General features: G+C 52.7%; 14 protein-coding genes and 7 pseudogenes. 14 read left to right on the top strand and 7 right to left on the bottom strand.

The window, feature by feature from the left end:
* Position 1: 1 nt before the first annotated feature.
* A complete protein-coding gene (gene tnpB, locus QCL51_RS13525) occupies positions 2-361 on the bottom strand; it encodes an IS66 family insertion sequence element accessory protein TnpB (protein ID WP_010954006.1) in 360 nt (119 codons plus the stop codon).
* A gap of 95 nt (positions 362-456) precedes the next feature.
* On the opposite strand from tnpB (QCL51_RS13525), the pseudogene QCL51_RS13520 reads away from it, so the two are divergent.
* The 5 genes and pseudogenes from QCL51_RS13520 to QCL51_RS13500 form a co-directional block, all read left to right on the top strand.
* A pseudogene (locus QCL51_RS13520) lies at positions 457-1,743 on the top strand (RHS repeat-associated core domain-containing protein); the annotation flags it as partial.
* 405 nt (positions 1,744-2,148) lie between these two features.
* On the top strand, positions 2,149-2,640 hold the full coding sequence (locus QCL51_RS13515; protein WP_260681235.1) for an SMI1/KNR4 family protein: 492 nt from the start codon (positions 2,149-2,151) through the stop codon (positions 2,638-2,640).
* Between the two features lie 259 nt (positions 2,641-2,899).
* Positions 2,900-5,641 (top strand): annotated as a pseudogene (locus tag QCL51_RS13510) (RHS repeat-associated core domain-containing protein); the annotation flags it as partial.
* A 97-nt stretch (positions 5,642-5,738) separates the two neighbouring features.
* Complete coding sequence (locus tag QCL51_RS13505) at positions 5,739-6,167, top strand: hypothetical protein (RefSeq protein WP_103444340.1); 429 nt, start codon at positions 5,739-5,741, stop codon at positions 6,165-6,167.
* Between the two features lie 3 nt (positions 6,168-6,170).
* Positions 6,171-6,596, top strand: a complete 426-nt coding sequence (locus QCL51_RS13500) for a hypothetical protein (RefSeq protein WP_275967273.1) — start codon at positions 6,171-6,173, stop codon at positions 6,594-6,596.
* 439 nt (positions 6,597-7,035) lie between these two features.
* Here QCL51_RS13500 and QCL51_RS13495 read toward each other — a convergent pair whose 3' ends face one another.
* Entirely contained in the window at positions 7,036-8,568 is a 1,533-nt protein-coding gene (locus tag QCL51_RS13495) for an IS66 family transposase (protein WP_338443442.1), read from the bottom strand.
* Positions 8,569-8,586: 18 nt separating this feature from the next.
* Complete coding sequence (gene tnpB / locus QCL51_RS13490) at positions 8,587-8,775, bottom strand: IS66 family insertion sequence element accessory protein TnpB (protein WP_323601756.1); 189 nt, start codon at positions 8,773-8,775, stop codon at positions 8,587-8,589.
* Between the two features lie 256 nt (positions 8,776-9,031).
* Between tnpB (QCL51_RS13490) and QCL51_RS13485 the strand changes: the two are divergent.
* The 9 genes and pseudogenes from QCL51_RS13485 to QCL51_RS13445 form a co-directional block, all read left to right on the top strand.
* Positions 9,032-10,404, top strand: a pseudogene (locus QCL51_RS13485) (RHS repeat-associated core domain-containing protein); the annotation flags it as partial.
* A 427-nt stretch (positions 10,405-10,831) separates the two neighbouring features.
* On the top strand, positions 10,832-11,854 hold the full coding sequence (locus QCL51_RS13480) for a hypothetical protein (RefSeq protein WP_275967270.1): 1,023 nt from the start codon (positions 10,832-10,834) through the stop codon (positions 11,852-11,854).
* 79 nt (positions 11,855-11,933) lie between these two features.
* Complete coding sequence (locus QCL51_RS13475; protein ID WP_275967269.1) at positions 11,934-12,575, top strand: hypothetical protein; 642 nt, start codon at positions 11,934-11,936, stop codon at positions 12,573-12,575.
* A gap of 90 nt (positions 12,576-12,665) precedes the next feature.
* Complete coding sequence (locus QCL51_RS13470; RefSeq protein ID WP_274150149.1) at positions 12,666-12,875, top strand: hypothetical protein; 210 nt, start codon at positions 12,666-12,668, stop codon at positions 12,873-12,875.
* Positions 12,832-13,732 (top strand): annotated as a pseudogene (locus QCL51_RS13465) (RHS repeat-associated core domain-containing protein); the annotation flags it as partial. The gene QCL51_RS13470 and the pseudogene QCL51_RS13465, both read left to right, overlap by 44 nt.
* 925 nt (positions 13,733-14,657) lie before the next feature.
* Entirely contained in the window at positions 14,658-14,882 is a 225-nt protein-coding gene (locus QCL51_RS13460; protein WP_223271160.1) for a hypothetical protein, read from the top strand.
* Between the two features lie 439 nt (positions 14,883-15,321).
* Positions 15,322-15,852: an SMI1/KNR4 family protein gene (locus tag QCL51_RS13455; protein ID WP_338443436.1), complete on the top strand. Its 531-nt coding sequence runs from the start codon at positions 15,322-15,324 to the stop codon at positions 15,850-15,852.
* A gap of 332 nt (positions 15,853-16,184) precedes the next feature.
* Positions 16,185-16,684: pseudogene (locus QCL51_RS13450) on the top strand (sugar-binding protein); the annotation flags it as partial.
* A 227-nt stretch (positions 16,685-16,911) separates the two neighbouring features.
* Positions 16,912-17,382 (top strand): SMI1/KNR4 family protein, encoded by a 471-nt coding sequence (locus QCL51_RS13445; protein WP_021785697.1) that lies wholly within the window; start codon positions 16,912-16,914, stop codon positions 17,380-17,382.
* Positions 17,383-17,626: 244 nt separating this feature from the next.
* Here the strand turns inward: QCL51_RS13445 and QCL51_RS13440 are convergent.
* The 4 genes and pseudogenes from QCL51_RS13440 to QCL51_RS13425 all read right to left on the bottom strand — a co-directional run.
* Positions 17,627-17,833, bottom strand: a pseudogene (locus tag QCL51_RS13440) (transposase); the annotation flags it as partial.
* Positions 17,834-18,076: 243 nt separating this feature from the next.
* Positions 18,077-19,633 (bottom strand): IS66 family transposase, encoded by a 1,557-nt coding sequence (locus QCL51_RS13435; RefSeq protein WP_232893739.1) that lies wholly within the window; start codon positions 19,631-19,633, stop codon positions 18,077-18,079.
* Between the two features lie 18 nt (positions 19,634-19,651).
* Entirely contained in the window at positions 19,652-20,011 is a 360-nt protein-coding gene (gene tnpB / locus QCL51_RS13430) for an IS66 family insertion sequence element accessory protein TnpB (RefSeq protein ID WP_019437365.1), read from the bottom strand.
* Positions 20,012-20,135: 124 nt separating this feature from the next.
* Positions 20,136-20,363, bottom strand: a pseudogene (locus QCL51_RS13425) (transposase); the annotation flags it as partial.
* Positions 20,364-20,494 lie beyond the last annotated feature (131 nt).

Here is a 20,494-nt window from a genome sequence, read left to right as displayed (position 1 = left end):
ATCAGGCGACGTATCGAGGCGTCAAAACCTGATGCGGACGGTTGCGCCAGAGGTCGAAGCCATCGAGCAGCCAGTTCAGTTCCTGAACGGTCAGGACAATGGCGACGTCAGTCGGATCAGGTGAAGTTTTGAAACGTTCGGACTCCAGGCGTTTGAGCCAGAGGCAGAAGCCGTTGCGTTCCCAATACAGGATCTTCACGCGGTTGCGCGGCTTGTTGAGGAAGACGAAAAGCACTGGGTCGAACACCGCCACCTTGATATCGAGTTCGACCAATGCGGCCAGGCCATCGATGGATTTTCGAAAGTCGACAGGCTTGGGGTAGAGGTACACTTTTTCGACTTTGGCGTCGGGTCGCATCATGGTCGGCGAGCTCCAGAAAGAAATCGGGAGCACAGCATCGGGGATCAGGTAAGCGCTTTGAATGTGGGGTTCATGGAGCGCTTACGACATTCGCATACGACGACGGTGACCGTTTGCTGAGCATCGAGCGGCAACCGAGCGGGATCGGCAAGCAGCTTGCGATCACGGAAGAAAAGCTGGAATACACCTACGATCTGCTCGGCCGGCTGACGAAAGAAATCACCCCTGACGGCACGCTTGGCTACGAGTACGACCCGCTCAGCAACCTGACCACGCTGACCCTGCCGGATGGCCAGGTCATCAGTGACATGGAGCGTGACGACCTGCACCGCGAGGTGTACCGCACGCAGGGCAAGCTCACCAGCTGCTTCGGTTATGACGCCATGGGGCGCAAGGCCTGGCAGTTTGCCTCGACCTTGCCGGCCGACAAGCTTTCGCAGGTGCACAACACCGGCATCAATACCTCGTTGCTGGTCGAGCACGCCTACAACCCGATCCACCGCCGTTACCAGTACGACCCGGCCGGTGAACTGGTGCGTACGCTGGACAAGCTACGTGGCGAGATCAAGTACGAGTATGAAGCCAATGGCCAGTTGCGCAGCCGTGATACGGGCTCGCTGGTGGGCAGCGAAGAGTTTCGTTATGACCCGGCGGCCAACCGGTTGGACTTCAATGCGCGTCAGTTTGACAAGGTCAAGGACAACCGCATCAAACAGTGGCGGGATCAAGAGTACCGCTACGACCCGTGGGGCAACCTGATCGAGAAGCGCTCGGGGCACTGCAAGCTGCAGCACTTTATCTATGACTGCGAGAACCGGCTGGTGCGGGCGGAGACGTTGGTCAATGGCAAGCTGGATAGCCAAGGCGAGTACCGGTACGACAGCTTGGGGAGGCGAATAGCCAAACAGGCGGAAATGAATGGCGAGGTAGAGCAGAAGCGCTTCCTCTGGCAAGGCTTGCGGATGCTGCGGGAGGAAACTCCTGGGCACAGCATCTTGTACCTGTACGAGCCGGGTAGCTATGCGCCGTTGGCGCGAGTTGACCAGGCGGAAGGGGAAGGGCAGAAGGTCTATTACTTCCATACTGACCAGATTGGCACGCCGCTGGAGCTTACGAACAGCGATGGCGCAGTCGTTTGGCAAGCTACGTACCGCTCGTGGGGCATGCTAGAGCAGCTAGATATTAGTGAAGTCGAGCAGAACCTTCGATTTCAAGGGCAATACTTCGACGTTGAGAGTGAGCTGCATTATAATACCTTCCGTTATTATGCGTCGGATATTGGGCGCTTTGTAACTCAAGATCCATTGGGTTTAGGTGGCGGTGTAAATCTTTACCAATATGCGCCTAATGCCACTGCATGGATTGATCCTTGGGGGCTATCTTTCAAGAGTGTGAATTTTGAGGGTTCGCCTGAGTTGTTCCCCGTAACCGGCAACCAAAAAATATCGTATCTATTCAAATGCAAGGGTCTCGAGGTCGAGACTTTACTGAAGCTTACAAGCAAGCTGGTTTGTCAAAGGCTCAGGTCAAATCGATTGGTAAATATACTTGGCATCATTTGGATGATTTCGATCCTGTAACTGGTAAGGGAACAATGCAGTTAGTAACTCAGGCCGCGCACGAGGCTTCGTTGCCCCATACAGGGTCGGTGGCACAATTCGAGAAGCATTTCGGTTTGCCTTCTGGATCTTACGGGACACCTGAAGCTGTAGCTATCTCGCAGGACAAGGGGTGGCTGAAAGGGCGCCCACAAAAAATAACGTCTACAACTTGTTGAGGACTATATGGTGGATGATTTTAAACTCTTCAATTCTGATGTCGCTATTTCAGGGCTTGATATTGATGCACTTGAGTCTGAAATCGGTATGAGATTTCCTGCGGAATTTAGGGCGCTATACCTGACCTTCAATGGGGGTGAGCCTAATCGGGCATTTTGGGCGGAAGACGAAAATTATGAGCCGATTAGAGTTGAAGATTTTAAGAGTATTGCTAGTGATGGCGCTGTAGACAAGAATGAGACTAAGTACATAGGTGGTTGTTTCAGGTTGATGGTGAGCAGGAATGTATTGCCAGCACACTTGGTGCCATTTGCCGTAGATGAGGCGGGTAACTTTATTTGCCTTGATAAAAATGAGGGCAAGGTGATTTATTTTGCGGTGGACATTTTTCAGCCCGATATTGATATGCATCTAAATCACATCAATGCTCAACGGGTTCTTTCGTTTTCATTTCATGAGTTCATTGGGTCCTTGATTCATGAGGATCAAGTTGATCAGTGAGTGTGTGAGGTGTTGCCCTGAAGGCTGAAAGCTTTTACTGGCTTTAGCGCTTTAGCGCTTTAGCGTGAATGTCAGTGAATGCTGGCTTTAATTCAACCTTCGGCGCTATACTTTCTAAGTGGATTTAGTGTGGCTGGGATCTTTAATAACTTAACGTCGGAGGGCTGAGGCGTTAGCCTCAGTCATTCCAGTAAACGAGTCACACTGAATAGAACGTCCTGCAGCAGTCAGGCGAGATTGCTCTTTTAGCCGATAATTCGACAACTAGGCCGTTGAAACGCTCACACAGTACCGCTACGACGAACACGGCCAGCTGAGCGCGGTGATCAACCGCAACGGCGACACCGTGCGCAGCTTCAGCTACGCCGACGGCCTGATGGTGACCCACAGCAACGCGCTGGGGCTGGGCTGCCACTACCGTTGGCAAACCCAGGGCGACAAGCCACGCGTGGTCGAACACTGGACCAGCGACGGCGAGCACTACCACTTCCGCTACGATCTCGATAGCCGCACCAGCTGGGCCACCGACGTGCTCGGCCGCGAGCTGGAAGTGCAGTACAACGCCGACCACCGCGTGGTCGCCAGCCGCGACTATGGCGGCGAGTGTTACGCCATCGAGCTGGACGAACACGGCAACATGGTCGGCCTGACCTTGCCGGACGGTAACCGCCTGCAATTCAAGTACGACGAATTCTCCCGCTTGCTCGAAGAGACCGACCCACTCGGCCGCAAGACCACCTACGAATATCATCACCTGACTACACTGGTGACCCAGGTCAGCTACCCGGACGGCAGCACCTGGCGAGCGCGCTACGACGACAAGGGCAACCTGCTCGCCGAATTCGATGCCCTCGGCCAGATGACCGAGTACCTGAACAGCGATGACGGCCTGCCGCACACCATCATCGATGCGACCTACAAGTCCAAGTACCTGTGGTGGAACACCCTGGCCCAGGTCGAGCGCTACCAGGACTGCTCGGGCAAGAGCACGTACTACCGCTATGACGAGCGCCAGCACCTGGTCGCGGTAACGGACGCGCTGAACCAGACCACCACACTGGAGCGCAAGCCCGACGGCGAAGTGCTGCGCATCAGCCACCCGGACGGCACCACGGAAACCTTTACTTACAACGTCTACGGTCAGGTGCTCAGCCACACCGACGGCAAGGGCCAGACCACCCGCCTGATGCGCACGGCCCGTGGCCTGCCGAGCAGCCGTCAGGATGCCAAGGGCCAGCGGGTTCGCTACGAGTACGACAAGGCCATTCGCCTGACCGCGCTGGTCAACGAAAACAACGCCACGTACAGCTTTGGCTACGACGCTTCGGACCGGCTGAGCGAAGAAGTGCGGGTAGATAACCTGACCCGGCGTTTCAGCTACGACGTCGGTGGCCATCTCACACGACTGGATGAGATTGGCTATGGCGAAAATGCCGAGCGGCCCGAGCGCCATACGCTCTTTGAGCGTGATGCCATTGGCCGTTTGATTGCCAAGCTCAATAGCGATGCGCGGCAAGACTTCGTCTACGACGACGGCGACCGGCTGCTGAGCATCGAGCGGCAACCGACCGGGATCGGCAAGCAGCTTGGGATCACAGAAGAAAAGCTGGAGTACACCTACGATCTGCTCGGCCGTCTGACCAAAGAAATCACCCGTGACGGCACGCTTGGCTACGAGTACGACCCGCTCAGCAACCTGACCACGCTGACCCTGCCGGATGGGCGTAAGGTCAATCACCTGTATTACGGCAGTGGCCACCTGCACCAGCTGAACCTGGATGGTCAGGTGATCAGCGACATGGAGCGCGATGACCTGCACCGCGAGGTGTACCGGACCCAGGGCAAGCTCACCAGTTGCTTCGGTTATGACGCCATGGGGCGCAAGGCCTGGCAGTTTGCCTCGACCTTGCCGGCCGACAAGCTTTCGCAGGTGCACAGTCGCGATACCGGTTCGCTGATCGGCAGTGAGGAGTTCCGCTACGACCCGGCAGCCAACCGCCTGGACTTCAATGCGCGGCAATTCGACAAGGTCAAGGACAACCGGATCAAACAGTGGCGGGATCAGGAGTACCGCTACGACCCGTGGGGCAACCTGATCGAGAAGCGCTCGGGGCACAGTAAGCTGCAGCACTTCAGCTATGACTGCGAGAACCGGCTGGTGCGGGCGGAGACGTTGGTCAATGGCAAGCTGGAAAGCCAAGGCGAGTACCGGTACGACAGCCTTGGGGGGCGGGTGGCCAAGCAGGCTGAAATCAAGGGCGAGGTCGAACAGAAGCGCTTCCTCTGGCAGGGGCTGAGGATGCTGCGGGAGGAAACGCCTGCGAAGAGCATCTTGTACCTGTACGAGCCGGGTAGCTATGCGCCGTTAGCGCGGGTCGATCAAGTTGAAGGGGAAGAGCAGAAGGTCTATTACTTCCATACGGATCAGATTGGTACGCCGTTGGAGTTGACGGACAGCGAGGGCAAGATTGTTTGGCAGGCGACGTATCGGTCTTGGGGGGCGATTGAGCAACTGGCGATCAATGAAGTCGAGCAGAATCTACGGCTCCAGGGCCAGTACTTTGATGTTGAAACGGAGCTTCATTACAATACGTTCCGATATTATGATCCTTAAATTGGACGATTTATTTCTCATGACCCTATAAGCTTGCTCGGTGGTGATAATTTATACATTTTTGCACCTAGTACCACTGGATGGATTGATCCTTGGGGGCTAAGCTGTCGAACAGAGTATCTGGGCAGAACTCCTGGCAAATCTAGCAGGACCGGCCGAAAAGTAATTGAAAATATGAGAGGCGAGGGTCGAATTAGAGGTGAAGGTGACTCGATGGAATTTAAAAGCTCGACCGATAAGCAGTGGTATTCGGTTGGAGAGGCCGATATGGCACATAAGTATGATGCGGTAACATATTGGAATGATAGAAGTGGGTTCTTTGGAGCTAAGTCTAAGGAGGTTAGAAAGTGGATGCTTGATCCGAAGAACTATGAGCTGGAGCATTAATCGTATAACAGGTCGGCAGGTGCAAAATTGAATCAGTTCTACCGGTCGCCAGATAATATTGTTGGTCCGCACGAAAGTTTTCAATATTGAGGTGTTTATGAAAGATTTGTCGGAAGTGAACTTGCAGCTGTATCAAAGAATAGTAGCGGCTATGGAGTCTGGAAATGCACTGCAAGAGAAAGGGGCTTATCAGGCTGCTTTAGAAAAGTACAAAGAATCGTGGAGTATGCTTCCCGACCCAAAAGAGCAGTGGGATCTTTGCCACTGGATCGAAAAATGCAATTCCGAGGTCTATTTGAAGCAGCAAGATTATGAAAGTGCGAAGATATGGGCGCTCAAGGCGGTTGAGTCGAAACCACCTCGAGAAACGTCCAGTTTTATCATTCTTGGTGCATGTTTTCTCGGGTTGGGTGAGGAGGGATATGCATTTGACGAAATGAAAAAAGCTTTCGATATGGGCGGCGAGAGAGCATTCAAGGGATTTGATAAAAAATATCTCGCCTTCTTTGCTGGTTTCAAAGGTTAAAGAATGGGATTTTTACCAGATCAGGTTCATGAGGAGATACTGGTTCTTAGTGAACAGGGCAATCTGCTGATGGAAAAAGGTCGATATCCTGATGCTGTCGAAGCGTTCACGGCTGCCTTGGTCAAACTGCCTGAACCCATCGAGCAGTGGGAGGCGTTCGTTTGGTTGAAGGCCAGTATTGGGGACGCTCTATTTTTCATGCAGGACTATAGTCGGGCCTTGAGCGAGTTTTTTGAAGCCGCCAACGGCCCGGACGGCGCACAGAATGCGTTCGTAATTCTTCGTTTAGGCGAGTGTCTATACGAACAAGAAAATCCAGATGCGTTGGATTATTTATGCAAAGCATATTTTTTGGAAGGGGTAGATATTTTCAAAGACGAAGATATAAAATACTTTAGCGCCGTTGAATCTGTATTGGGAATGGCATGAATGTAACGTCTGTTTTTTTTGGGGCTGGATCTTATCATCGCCAATCTGTGATGTGTATTGTAAAGGCGAGAAAATTCTTGAAGGTATTTTTTGGAATTAAAATGACTAAGGAAATATAGTGCTGAATCACTCCTAGTGAACTAGTAGCTTTCATGAGGGAAATGAACTGCTGGGAGGTTGAGTTCTTTGGCCAGCGTAAAAAAGCCTGGCTCAGGGGGTAGAAGATTCTCAGCTAAAAGAAAAGTATGCAAAGCAACTTGAGGAGATACTTGATAAATATGCCGTTAAGGATAAGTCTAATTATGGGCGACTTGTCGATCTTGGGTGCACTAAGCCTGCCACTTATGATCCTGCGACTGATGAGTTAGAGGTTTTGGAGGGGGGTGAGAAAACGGTAACCGATCCATGAACCCCACCTACCACAAGGTGGAAGCCAAAGTTACCGTGGCATCTCTGGCGAACAGTTCCATGGCAGCAGCGCTTCGTAGTCTGCTACCGATGAGGCGTGCGGCAGTCGCTCCAGGACGTGGCGCAGCCACGTATAGGGCTCTTGGCCGTTGACCTTGGCGGTTTCGACCAAGCTGTAGATCTGCGCGCTAGCCGTGGCTCCCTTGGGCGTGTCACTGAACAGCCAAGCTTTGCGCCCGATCACAAACGGCTTTATGGCCCGCTCTGCCAGGTTGTTGTCGATCGGCAGGTGGCCCGCCTCGACATACCGCTCCAAGCGGTTCCAGTTGTTTGCCAGGTAAAGCACCGCCTTGCCCAGTACGCTTTGCGGTGTCACCTGTGAGTGCGTCTTGTCGAGCCAACTTTTCAACTGCTCAAGGATCGGCAGGCTTCGTTCCTGACGACCGAGGAATCGCTGTTCATCGCTGGCATCCTTGAGGTCGCGTTCGATGCCATACAGTTTGTTGATCATCGTCAGCGCAACATCGGCGCGACCGGTCTTGCCCTTAGGCTGCACCTTCTGCGCTTCGACGAATTTACGCCGGACATGCGCCATGCACGCCAGTCGTTCAACGCCCGACTGTAGCGCCAACGCGTTGTAGCCGGCGTAATCATCGGTCATCACGTAACCGCGATAGCACTCCAGCAGGCGCAGCGGCACCTCCTGCGCGCGGCTGGTGGTGTAATCGAACAGCACGACTTGTCGATCAGGCGGGCCACTGGCCTGCACCCACATCCAGGATTGACTGGTCGGATCACGATCCGGCTCTTTGAGCACCTGCACGCGAGTTTCATCGCAATGGATCACCGGGCTTTCCAGCAGGCGGTCACGCATCAGGTTCAGCAGTGGCTGAAAGTGTTCGCTGCACTGGATGACCCAGCGGGCCAGGGTTTGCCGGGGGATCTCGATACCATGTCGGCTCAGCACCGTCTCGAAGCGGTGCAGCGGTAAGCCATCGACGTACTTGGTGGTCAGCAACATAACCAGCACGCTGGGACTGGCCATGCTCTTTTCGATCAACTGCGCCGGCTTGCCAGCGGTGACCGGCGCAGTTTCGCAACTACGGCAGCCATAGACTTTGCGTACGTGTTTGAGCACACGGATCTGCATCGGCACGATGTCGAGCTGTTCGCTGGTTTGCTCGCCAATCACGTGTTTGCGGCAACCACAGGCGCAAGTCAGTTCGTGCTCGGGCAAGTCATGAATGACTTCAATGCGTGGCAGGTCAGCCGACAGTGGCTTGCGTTTGCCGCGCTGCTTGCTTGGCGCAACAACTTCTTCGTCGGCATCATCAGCGGTAGGTACCCACTGACTTTCGGGTTCATTGAACAACGCCAGTTGGGGCGTGTTGGACTCGACGGTTTGCTCGGACTTGCGATTGAATAATCGGTCACGCAGCAGCTTGACCTGTCCTTTAAGATCGACGATCTGACCTTTGTCGACCGTGCGCTCGACCAACAACTGCGCAAGCAGTAGTTTGAGCGCGGCAGGGTCGTCAGGAAGGTTATCGGGCACTGAAATCATGGCCCGGATTATACCCGGTCAGGCGACGAAACGAGGAGTCAAAACCTGATGCGGACGGTTGCGCCAGAGATCGAAACCGTCGAGTAGCCAATTCAGTTCCTGGACGGTCAGCACGATAGCTTCGTCGGTCGCGTCGGGTGAAGTTTTGAAACGCTCGGCTTCGAGGCGCTTGAGCCAAAGGCAGAAGCCGTTGCGCTCCCAATACAACACCTTGATGCGGTTACGGGCTTTATTGAGGAAGACGAAAGTACCGGGTCGAACACGGCGACCTTGATGTCCAGTTCGACCAGGGCAGTGAGGCCGTCGATGGACTTTCGAAAGTCCACGGGCTTGGGGTAGAGGTAGACTTTTTCGACTTTGCTGTCGGGGCGCATCATGGTGGGCTGGCTCCAGAAAGAAATCGGGAGCACAGCATCGGGAATCAGGTGGACGGTTGGAATGTGGGGATGATGGATCCCTTACTCATCTCACACGACTGGATGAGATTGGCTATGGCGAAAATGCCGAGCGGCCCGAGCGCCATACGCTGTTTGAGCGTGATGCCATTGGGCGTTTGGTTGCCAAGATCAACCGTGATGCGAGCCAGACATTCGCATACGACGACGGTGACCGGTTGCTGAGCATCGAGCGGCAACCGACCGGGATCGGCAAGCAGCTTGGGATCACGGAAGAAAAGCTGGAATACACCTACGATCTGCTCGGCCGTCTGACCAAAGAAATCAGCCCTGACGGCACGCTTGGCTACGAGTACGACCCGCTCAGCAACTTGACCACGCTGACCCTGCCGGATGGGCGCAAGGTCAATCACCTGTATTACGGCAGTGGCCACCTGCACCAGCTGAACCTGGACGGCCAGGTGATCAGCGACATGGAGCGCGATGACCTGCATCGCGAGGTGTACCGGACCCAGGGCAAGCTCACCAGTTGCTTCGGTTATGACGCCATGGGGCGCAAGGCCTGGCAGTTTGCCTCGACCTTGCCGGCCGACAAGCTTTCGCAGGTGCACAACACCGGCATCAATACCTCGTTGCTGTCGAGTACGCCTACAACCCGATCCACCGCCGTTACCAGTACGACCCGGCCGGTGAACTGGTGCGTACCCTCGACAAGCTGCGTGGCGAGATCAAGTACGAGTACGAAGCCAATGGCCAGTTGCGCAGCCGCGATACCGGCTCGCTGATCGGCAGTGAAGAGTTCCGCTACGACCCGTGGGGCAATCTGATCGAGAAGCGCTCGGGGCATAGCAAGCTGCAGCACCTCAGCTATGACTGCGAGAACCGGCTGGTGCCGGCGGAGACGTTGGTCAATGGCAAGCTGGAAAGCCAAGGCGAGTATCGTTACGACAGCTTGGGGAGGCGAATAGCCAAGCAGGCTGTAATCAATGGCGAGGTCGAGCAGAAGCGCTTCCTCTGGCAGGGGCTGAGGATGCTGCGGGAGGAATCGCCTGCGAAGAGCATCTTGTACCTGTACGAGCCGGGTAGCTATGCGCCGTTGGCGCGGGTTGATCAGGTTGAAGGGGAAGGGCAGAAGGTTTACTACTTCCATACTGACCAGATTGGTACGCCGCTGGAGCTAACGGACAGCGATGGCAAGATTGTTTGGCAGGCGACGTATCGGTCTTGGGGTTCGATAAAGCAATTGGTTGTCGATAAGGTCGAGCAGAACCTTCGGTTCCAAGGGTAGTACTTCGATCATGAGGCAAGTCTGCATTATAATATGTTCCGCTATTATGATCCTGAAATGGGTAGATTTATAGTGCAGGATCCATTAGGTTTGATGGGGGATAATCTTTATCGTTACGGCCCGAATCCAATACTATGGATTGATCCTCTCGGCTGGATGCCATTGGCCAACCCAGTTAAAGTGGGGCATCACATGGTTCCTCATTTTTTAGCTACCTCTTTAGGGATACCCCGTTCAACTCATTTAATAACGTCCCTTCCATGCTCTGGCTGGAGCCTGGGCAATGGAATAGAATGGAGCACAGCGGTATGCACGGTTACAATGGTTTGGGCGCGAGTACCAAGCCGGCCGTGACGCTAGATGCTTTCAAATCCGAAGGCCTAACGAATGAGAAATGGTTGCAGTCGTTGGAGGCACATTACAATAGCCCGGAAATTTCCCACCTTAGAGGGGATTTAAGGCTTGTTGAGAACGGAAATCCTGGGCGTATTATTGCTGCAAATGTTTCCCCTGCCGAGGGTTGGGCAGCAACCAAGGCATGGGCGCGATCCAAAGGTGCAAGTTTGCCAGGGTGTAGTTGATGAATAACGCTAAAGTTAGTTACGTAACAGTTAATGATTCGAGGCTAGTGGCTGGCGGTAAGCTAGAGATTGGTAGTGCGGTAGTGGGGTTGAATGAATTCGATTTTGGCGAGTTTGGGTCTATCCAGAGAAAAGTTGTTGTAGGCTGGTTTGGTGAAGAGCGAGCTAGATATGCTAGTGCTGTGCGTGCGCGAGAGATTTCCTCCAAGGAAATATCCATAATTGTCGAGTCCGACGGGCCAGTTGTACTAGATCTCGGCTGCGAAAAACTATTGCTGGACGAACAGAGGCAGGCTCGAAACTTCTACAAGTTGTTTGTTGAAATTTCATTAGAAGTTCCGCTGGAAGCGTTTGGTGAGGTGCCGGATCATATTAAGCCGCTACTGCAATACTCCGAAATATTGCATGTCACGGTTTCCCTCTCTAGCGGCGATGTAGGCACGCACATAGAATCAAGTTCCAAGCGTCCGGTGTATGATGGGTACGGAGAGTTGGGTTTTTTCCTTGCTGACTTGGATAAAATGAATGAGTATGTTATTTCCAGGTTGGGTAGTGGCGTTATTAATCTTAAGGACGCATTCTGCCAGACTGAAATTGCCAATGAGCTGTTTTCGGAAGGCTTATTAGTTTTAATTTGGGGGATGACGCCGTGGCACTATTATCTGTATGGCTTGAGCGGGCCTGAAGATGCTGCTTATATCCCAAAACTCATGAATCCCCAGTTTCAAGGTACCTATAGATTGCGTCATGATATTCAAAATCCAAGCGTTGTTCCAGGTGAGTTTTTGCTGAATTGGCCTGAATGCCTTGGCAAGAGCTTTCCAAAGATACACATAGGTGGGGAAGGGGAGTTGTTGAAGGTCGAAATCAGTGTCATGGGTTTTTACATTCCAAATGTCGGCGTTGGACCTCCGCTGTCGGTAATCACTGCCAGCAGGGAAGAAAATGAGCCTATTATTAATCCATTGCTAATGGTCGATATTGAGGCTGTAGAGCCTGGGCTATGTTTTGATGTGTCGTGAGATGCTGTTTGTAAGGTGTGGAATTGAACGCATAATTTTATAACAGGTTTGTAGTGGATGCGATTACGGGGCGCTTGCTATGAGTGAGAATGAAGAGAATTACTATGTTATGAGCTATAACTCGACGGAGGCAGGATGTCCTGTGAGCATGGCAGGTTTTTTCAATTGCCAGAAATTCGAATGGGATCCCTACGAATCGAATCCTGAAAGGTTGGATATAAAGCATCACTATAGCCTTGAATTGACGAGTTTGGATTTGGATTTTGGAAGTTTAGATTTCGATTTTTATCAGGTCGGTGCTATATATGTTTCAAAAAAATTCTTAGACGTTTGCGATAGTGTGGGCGCCAAGTACAGGGCTGTTCCCTTTGACTTGAAATCTGGAAACAAAATAAGACAGGGTGAATTTTTTATTTTTCTTCCGGGCGAAAGCTTGGTGGCGATGGATAAAGAGCGTTCCATATACGAAGTGTCAAAAGATATTGACAGCGGCGTCATAATTAACAGTCCGCTTTACCCTGGCTCGGTGAGTATTGATAAAATAGACTTGTTTGTGGTTTCTAAATCTGTAAAAAGTGATATTTTTCGTTGCCAAGAGACGCTGGAGTTATTTTGCAGTGAGCGGTTCTTGTTGGCGGCAAGTGATTTAAAGGGGGTTTCGTTTAGTAAGGTGGATAGTTCCTATAAGTATGATCCATGGGCGGAGTTTGATGAGCTCTAATTGCTATTGATACAAGGTGATTTATAAACTATCTACTAAATATTAACCCAGTTGACCAAGGCCGGTACCCAAGCCGGCATGAAAGCCGTCATGCCTTGCGCCCTGAAGTTCACGTCCGGCTTCGTCGCCGGTGAGGTGGCCAGCCGTTACGTGGTCGAACCCGTGGCCCGCAGAGCTATCGGCGGCCTGGTCGGCAACCCCGTCGACATCGCGACGGGCCGCAAGCTGATCCCCGATGAAATCGACTTCAGCCTGCCACAACCCGATCCACCGCCGTTACCAGTACGACCCGGCCGGTGAACTGGTGCGTACCCTCGACAAGCTACGCGGCGAGATCAAGGACGAATACGAAGCCAACGGCCAGTTGCGCAGTCGCGATACCGGCTCGTTGATCGGCAGCGAGGAATTCCGCTACGACCCGGCAGCCAACCGCCTGGACTTCAATGCGCGGCAGTTCGACAAGGTCAAGGACAACCGGATCAAACAGTGGCGCGATCAGGAGTACCGCTACAACCCGTGGGGCAACCTGATCGAGAAGCGCTCGGGGCACAGCAAGCTGCAGCACTTCAGCTATGACTGTGAGAACCGGCTGGTTAAAGCTGAAACGTATGTCGGTGACAGACTGGAGAGCACCGGGCAGTACCGGTATGACAGCCTGGGACGGCGGGTGGCCAAACAGGCTGAAATCAAGGGCGAGGTCGAGCAGAAGCGCTTCCTGTGGCAAGGGCTGAGAATGCTGCGCGAGGAGACGCCTACGCAGAGCATCTTGTACTTGTACGAGCCGGGTCGCTATGCGCCGTTGGCGCGGGTTGATCAGGTTGAAGGGGAAGGGGAAGGGCAGAAGGTCTATTACTTCCATACTGACCAGATTGGTACACCGTTGGAGTTGACGGACAGCGACGGCAAGATCGTTTGGCAGGCGACCTATCGCTCTTGGGGGGGCGATAGAGCATCTACCTGTTAGTAAGGTTGAGCAGAACCTACGCTTCCAAGGCCAGTACTTTGATTATGAATCAGGCCTGCACTACAATACCTTTAGATATTATGATCCGGAAGCTGGGTGCTTTGCTACTCAAGACCCGATTGGATTAGCGGGTGGGCTAAATTTATATTTTTATACGCTCAATCCTATCAATTGGATTGATCCGTGGGGGTGGTCTGGTGTAGACGGTAGTGGCCGTCCGCTATCTGGTTCAAAATATAGCGTATGGACCAGTGTAGAGATGCTGCAAGAAATTCATAGTTTGAACAGGGGGCGCATTTCAAATATGCTAATGGAGAGCTATACAATCGTACGCTACAATACCCTGAGCTTAAGGCTGCTTTACCCGCTGAAGTAGTGGAGCATATTCAACCCGGACCCAGAGGAGGCTTCAGTGACAGAAGCCCACCAAACCACTCTTGGCACCATAATGCTCAGTCTCCTAAAGATATAGAGCTTATTCCGAGAGCGCAACACCAAGCGAAGGGACCGGTGCAAGCCAGTTCACACCCTAATCAAAAGGGTGGATTTAAGGCATTACAAAACACATCGTGCTGAGGTGGCTATGAGAGTTTATAGCATACGGGAAGTTCTAGAGAATCTGGATAAAATGCCGGACTCTTGGTTCTATTTACCAAATAGCAATTGGACCCTGGATACAAAGGGTGCGTTCTCATTAGATAGTCGTGACTTTCCCCCAGATTCGACTGATTATCTCCCGCCGCAGGTGGCTAATGAAGGATGGATCGAAACACTAGACACTCCAATGATACAGGATGTAATTAATTATACGGACCAGCAGCTTCCCTCGGCCACTGTTGAGGATTACTTTGAGGCTTTTAAATACTATATTGAAAATGACGCTTTTTTAGAATTCTAGATTGCAAAGTTTACTAAGGATTGTTTCTAGGCTCTGTACGAAGAGTCTTGAGACGCAGGTCAGGCAAGGCGAAAACAGCCGAGGAAGCGGAGTGTACTGGAGTACATGAGCATTCCGAGGCTGTTTTCAACGCAGCATGAACAAGTATCAAGGCTTTTCGTACAGAGCCTAGGGCAAGAAGTGGCAAAGAGCTTATGTTGAGCGCAAGCCCGACGGCGAAGTGCAGCGCATCAGCCACCCGGACGGCACCACGGAAACCTTCACCTACAACGTCTACGGTCAGGTACTCAGCCACACCGACGGCAAGGGCCAGACCACCCGTCTGATGCGCACGGCCCGCGGCCTGCCGAGCAGCCGCCAGGATGCCAAGGCCTACGGGTTCGGTACGAGTACGACAAGGCCATTCTCTTTACAGGTATGCTTCAAATTCACTTGGCTGGATTGATCCCCTCGGATTGAGCCCTTGTGGTATTAAGTATGGTGAGCTGGATAGCTTGGGTCGCCCAACAGGGGTTCAGGCACGATTAAATTCTAGTCATATTAATAGTGGTACCCATGCTAATCCTAATATTCAACCCCCAGGGTTCATTACCGGGGCGGGCTCTAATAGGGCAAGAGGTCACTTGCTAGGAAGGCATTGGGTGGGGCCGGTGATGACGCGCGAAACCTCATCACAATTCAACAGCGCCCGGCTAACACGCCTGTGATGAGTGCTGTGGAGGGCCGGATAAGAAAAGCTCTAGAGCAAGGTCAAGTCGTTGACGTAAATATTGTGCCAATTTACCATGGGCCTTGCAGGATTCCAGCTGGCATTACAATTAAGGCAGAAGGCTCGGGCGGATTATTTGAAAACCTCACTGTGCTAAGCCCCCAGGAATGTAGATATGGCTATTAATAATTTGACTGCACTAATGCCTTCCCCACAAAGCCCTGTAGACTCGGGAATGGGAAGAAAATGGCCTGAAATAGAGCAGGGTCTACCATTTCCATCCGATTATATTGATTTTATCAATTTTTATGGGGCAGGGCGAGTAGCGGATTTTATACTTATTTTCAATCCATTCAGCAATAACGAAAATATAAATTTTTTCGATCAGTTTAAGTTTGTGTTGGGTGATTTGAAGGAGCTAATAGAGTCCGATCCTGATTATTATAATTATTTAATTTACCCGGCTTCGGGTGGTTTGATTCCTGTGGGCGTGACTGATAATGGTGACTACATATTTTGGACGGTTGATTCTATAGAGGATAGTGACTCTTGGGGAACTGCCATCATTGCGTCTCGGTCTCCTGATGTTGAGTATTTTCAGTCAGACTTGACTACAACTTTGGCGGGTATTCTTTCTGGGGGTGTAAAACCAAATTTTTTCCCTGACTCATTCCCGCCTGGAATGGTTAAGTTTGATGTGTTTTAGTGGATTCAAGAATTATGGCTCTATAAGTTTAGCTGGATCTAAAATTGATTGGATAGCTTTTGTATTTCAAAGTTTCGTCAAGAAGCTACAGCAATATCTGGCTTGGTCAAAGTGGTAGTGTTTGCAGGCTTGTTCTTTAATATTTGATGCCTGAGGCGACTGCCAACATTGTCTCAGTCGTTTCAGTATGCTAACCCTAGGCCCAGGTCGAGCGTTATCAGGACTGCTCGGGCAAGAGCACGTACTACCGCTACGACGAGCGTCAGCACCTGGTGGCGGTGACCGATGCGCTGAACCAGACTACCAGCCTGGAGCGCAAGCCGGAAGGCGAAGTGCTGCGCATCAGCCACCCGGACAGCACCACGGAAACCTTTACCTACAACGTCTACGGTCAGGTGCTCAGCCACACCGACGGCAAGGGCCAGACCACTCGCCTAATGCGCACGGCCCGCGGCCTGCCGAGCAGCCGCCAGGACGCCAAGGGCCAACGGGTTCGCTACGAGTACGACAAGGCCATTCGCCTGACCGCGCTGGTCAACGAAAACAACGCCACATACAGCTTTGCCTACGACGCTTCGGACCGGCTGAGCGAAGAGGTGCGGGTGGATAACCTGACCCGACGTTTCAGCTACAACGTCGGTGGCCATCTCACACGACTGGATGAGATTGCTATGGCGAAAATGCCGAGCGGCCCGAGCGCCATACGCTGTTCGAGCGTGATGCCATTGGGCGTTTGGTTGCCAAGATCAACCGTGATGCGAGCCAGACATTCGCATACGACGACGGTGACCGGTTGCTGAGCATCGAGCGGCAACCGACCGGGATCGGCAAAAGCAGCTAAGATGAACGTGGTCCGATGGCTGAGGTTCTAAGCAGTTTCCATTCTAAGCATGAAAGGGTGGTGCACATATATTCTAACCAGTGGGAGAAAGTTGGGTAGGAAGTGATGGATTAAGACGTCTTTTTAACAGCGCGCCGCCAAGCATGAAGCGCGGTCCATTCAATACTTGGAAGAAATCTTATTGGAAAGCCAGAGCCTTGGATTTTTGAGGATATAAAATGAGCTATATAGATATTATAGAATCTGAAATCAACGCCAGCGGGGAAGAGCCTGCATGCGCAGGGGGGGCATCGGATGAAGCGATAGCAGGCTTTGAGAAAGCTCTTGGTGTTAATTTCCCATTATCATATAAATTGTTTTTGAAGAAATATGGTGCGCTGTCGTTTGCGGGTGATACTTACTATGGTATAACCAAGAGCGGTATTGGTGCAACGTCTGTTCCTAATGTGGTTTTTGCCACAAAAAGTGCTAGAGCTGATGGCGATGCAAATGAGTCGATGATTGTAGTGAAAGCTTCTGGCTATGGTCCGATTTATTCCATAGATGTCTCGACTCTCGGAGGTGCTGGAGAGCCGGTCATAGTTGAAACTCAGCTTTCGTTCAAGCGAACCAAGGAAAAAAATGTAATTTATCAAAGTTTTGAGGAGTTTTTTATTGGCTCGATAAGGCAAGCGATTAGGGAGCTTTGAGTTGTAGTGAATTCATTGTGGATTTTTGTTGGTGTATGTTGGTTGAAAGTTGTTGAATAAGTGGTATGTAATTGTATCGTTGTGCAATTTTTATGAGTTGGGGCAAGGTTTGCTATCTTAGGGCTTAGGGAAACTCCGAACAAGTTGCTCATCAGTCGAAAATGGGCGGCTTAGGGATGCCGAAAAGCCCGATTTTCAGTCGCTGATTATTGGATAACCAAGGCAAAGCCTTGGTTATCTGGACTCACGGCCGCACCTCTCCCGCAACAGGCAATAATTGCCGGCGCACCATCCACAGACTCGACAGGGCAAACAGCGTGGTCAGTTGCGTCGTGTTCTTGGCCAAGCCGCGAAAACGAGTCTTTACATAGCCGAACTGGCGTTTGATCACCCGGAACGGGTGCTCCACCTTCGCACGCACTTGCGCCTTGGCCTTTTCGATCTTTCGTTCGTTGCTGGGCGTTCACCAGCTGAACCGGACGCAGATTTGGCGGCCGGGTACAGCAGCCGTGGCGTAGTTAAAGTACTGACGGGGGCCGGCGGCGCATTGGCGTCCGGCACCCAGGCTTACCTAGATGCGACGGAGGCAAAAAGCATCTCGGAGTTCTTCCAGAAGTCAGCTTACACCCAGCCGACCAATGCATTGGCCGAGTGCGATCCATGAACCCCACCTTCTAAAAGATAGGGCCTCAGCTTACCGTGGTATCTCTGGCGAGCAGTTCCATGGCAGCAAGGCTTCGTAGTCTGAGACCGACGACGCATACGGCAGGCGCTCAAGTACGTGGCGCAGCCACGTATAGGGCTCCTGGCCGTTGACCTTGGCGGTCTCGACCAAGCTGTATATCTGCGCACTTGCCGTGGCGCCCTTGGGCGTGTCACTGAACAGCCAAGCCTTGCGCCCAATGACAAACGGTTTTATCGCACGCTCTGCCAGGTTGTTGTCGATTGGCAAATGGCCCGCTTCGACATACCGTTCCAGGCGGCTCCAGTTGTTTGCCAGGTAATGCACCGCCTTGCCCAATACGCTTTGCGGCGTCACCTGGGCGTACGTCTTGTCCAGCCAGCTTTTCAGCTGACCGAGGATCGGTAAGCTTCTTTCCTGGCGACCGATGAACCGCTGTTCGTCGCTGACCTCCTTGAGGTCGCGCTCGATGTCATACAGCTTATTGATCATCGTCAGCGCCACATCGGCTCGTCCGGTCTTACCCTTGGGCTGCACCTTTTGTGCTTCGACGAACTTGCGGCGCGCGTGAACCATGCATGCCAGTCGCTCGATACCGGGCTGCAACGCCAAAGCGTTGTAACCCGCATAATCGTCGGTCATCACATAGCCGCGATAGCCTTGCAACAGACGCAATGGTACTTCCTGCGCACGGCTGGTGGTGTAGTCGAACAGCACAACTTGTCGATCAGGCGGGCCACTGGCTTGCACCCACATCCAGGATTGGCTGGTCGGGTCTCGATCCGGTTCTTTCAACACCTGGACGCGGGTCTCATCGCAATGAATCACCGGACTTTCCAGCAGCCGATCACGCATCAGATTCAACAGCGGCTGGAAGTATTTACTGCACTGGATCACCCAACGCGCCAGGGTTTGTCGTGGAACCTCGATGCCGTGGCGGGACAGCACACTTTCAAACCTGTGTAGCGGCAAGCCATCGACGTACTTGGTCGTCAGCAGCATGGCCAGCACGCTTGGGCTGGCCATGCTTTTTTCGATTAACTGGGCGGGCTTGTCAGCAGTGACAGGAGCAGTCTCGCAACCACGGCAGCCATAGATCTTGCGCACGTGTTTGAGTACGCGGATCTGCATCGGCACGATATCGAGCTGCTCGCTGGTTTCTTCGCCGATGACATGCTTACGGCAACCGCAGGCGCAGGTCAGTTCGTGTTCGGGCAACTCATGGATAACTTCGATACGTGGCAGATTAGCCGCCAGTGGCTTGCGCTTGCCACGGCGCTTGACCGGGACAACGACTTCTTCATCGGCATCATCGACTACAGCCAGCAGAGGGTCATTTTCCGCTTCATCGAACATGGCCAGTTGCGGCGTTTTGGGATCGACGGTTTGCTCGGACTTGCGGCCAAAGAAACGGTCACGCCATAACTTGATTTGCTCTTTCAGATCGTCAATTTGGACGATGTGGGCCTGATTGACTTCCTGCTCGCGCAAACGGGCAGCATAGCTCTCAAGCAATAATTGCTTGAGCAGGGCAGGATCGTCTGGGAGATTGTCGGGCACGGAAATCATGCCGCGGATTATACCGGGTCAGGCGACGTAGCGCGGAGTCAAAACCTGATGGGGACGGTTGCGCCAAAGGTCGAAACCGTCGAGCAGCCAATTGAGTTCTTGGACGGTCAGGACAATCGCTTCGTCGCTGGGCTCAGGCGACATTTTGAAGCGCTCGGCTTCCAGGCGCTTGAGCCAGAGGCAGAAGCCGTTGCGCTCCCAGTACAACACTTTGATCCGATTACGCGCCTTGTTGAGGAAGACGAAGAGCACGGGGTCGAACACGGCGACTTTGATATCCAGTTCTACCAAGGCAGTAAGGCCGTCGATGGACTTTCGAAAGTCCACAGGCTTGGGGTAGAGGTAGACTTTTTCGACTTTGCTGTCGGGGCGCATCATGCAGGGCTGGCTCCAGAAGGAAATCGGGAGCACAGCATCGGGCATCAGGTAAGCGCTTTGAATGTGGGGTTCATGGAGCACTTACAGAAGCGCTACACCTACGTCACCCCAGTACCGTGAAACCGACTTCAACTTCGTCCAGCGCCTGCTGGAGGAGCTTGCGAAGTTCGGCCTGCTGGTCGTCGTCTTGCTGACGCTGCTCTTGGGGCTTGCTGTAGACCTTGATCCAGGCGTAGAGGCTGTGCACGGACATGCCCAAGCGCTGGGCGACATCGGCGACAGGTTTACCTTTCTCGGTCACTTGCTTGACCGCTTCGATCTTTAATTCTGCGGGGTAACGCTGACGACTCATGGCACCTCCTATTTGGGCCTCATTATGAGGCGTGGAAGTGTCTATGAAACCAGGGGCGATTCAGGTTGATCCCCAGCAGCGTGTTGACAGGGTAGTTTTTGCCGGTGTTTCCTTTGGGCAGTTCTGCCTGC

Source organism: Pseudomonas sp. LTR0, assembly GCF_036630035.1.
Classification (GTDB): domain Bacteria; phylum Pseudomonadota; class Gammaproteobacteria; order Pseudomonadales; family Pseudomonadaceae; genus Aquipseudomonas; species Aquipseudomonas putida_Y.
The sequence above is the reverse complement of the archived record's forward strand: the minus strand, read 5'-3'. Positions and strand labels throughout refer to the sequence as shown.